We start from the raw sequence: 1,011 nt of genomic DNA, 5'->3' as shown, positions 1-1,011 counted from the left end.
GCTCGGCGTCCCGCTGCCGCACCCGCCGATACCGTACTACGCGCCGTTTTGAATCGCGAGCTCCCGGGCCGAGTCGTCGCGCGCTCGTCACCGCGGGACGGCCTCGCACGCGTTCGTCGATCGCACCAGACGCGTTATGCGCCGGTCGGCCGTTCGCTCGGGTATGAAGCGCCGAACGCTGCTCGCCGGCGTCGGAACGGCCGCGACCGGCTCCGTCGCGGGCTGTGCGTCCCGCCTGTTCGGCGGGGGCTCGGACGGCGTCGCGCTCGACCCCCAAGAAGACCAGATCGCGGACAGCGAGGACCTCGCGTACCCCGCGTACGGGCAGCCGCTCCCGTCGTTCGAGCTGCCGGCCCCGCTCGCGGACGGGGCGGTCGAAAGCGGCGCGCTCGCGGACGGGACGTTCGACAGCGACGAGCTCGGTCGGACCGCACTCGTGACCGGCGTGTTCACCTTCTGTCCCGCGGAGTGTTCGATCCTGCTCCGGCAGTGGGTGACGGTCCAGCGCCGCGTCGCGGACGCGGGACTGACCGACGACGTGTACTTCATCCCGATCACGTTCGATCCGGAACGCGACGACGCCGCCGCGCTCCGCGACAACGCCGAGTCGATCGGTGCCGACCTCGACGCCGGGAACTGGCTCTACCTCCGTCCCGAGACGCCCGAACGCGCGAAGGCCGTGGTCGAAGACGAACTGGGCATCGGCTTCGAGCGGACGACGGAAAGCGACCGGCTGGAGGGGTACGACTTCAACCACAACGTCGTGACGATGCTCGTCAACCCGGACGGGGTCGTCGAGCGCGCGTATCGCGGCGAACAGCTCGACCCGGAACGCGTCGCCGAGGACGTCGAACGGGTCGTGGCCGCCTTCGCCGACGAGTGACGCGAGTCGTTCCTCGGCGTCGACCGCGCGGCGCCGCGCCGCTGGCGGGAGGGGAACGCACAAGCCGCCCGCCGCCCTGCGGACCGACATGGACGTCGATATTCTGCTGTACGACGGGTTCGACGAGC

General features: G+C 71.0%; 1 protein-coding gene. It reads left to right on the top strand.

Going from position 1 to position 1,011, the window contains the following annotated elements; all coding sequences use genetic code 11:
* The first annotated feature begins 163 nt into the window (after window positions 1-163).
* Complete coding sequence (locus U4E84_RS18845) at window positions 164-883, top strand: SCO family protein (RefSeq protein WP_322533569.1); 720 nt, start codon at window positions 164-166, stop codon at window positions 881-883.
* Window positions 884-1,011 lie beyond the last annotated feature (128 nt).

The sequence above is a fragment of the Halorubrum sp. AD140 genome, assembly GCF_034497445.1.
Classification (GTDB): domain Archaea; phylum Halobacteriota; class Halobacteria; order Halobacteriales; family Haloferacaceae; genus Halorubrum.
The sequence above is the reverse complement of the archived record's forward strand: the minus strand, read 5'-3'. Positions and strand labels throughout refer to the sequence as shown.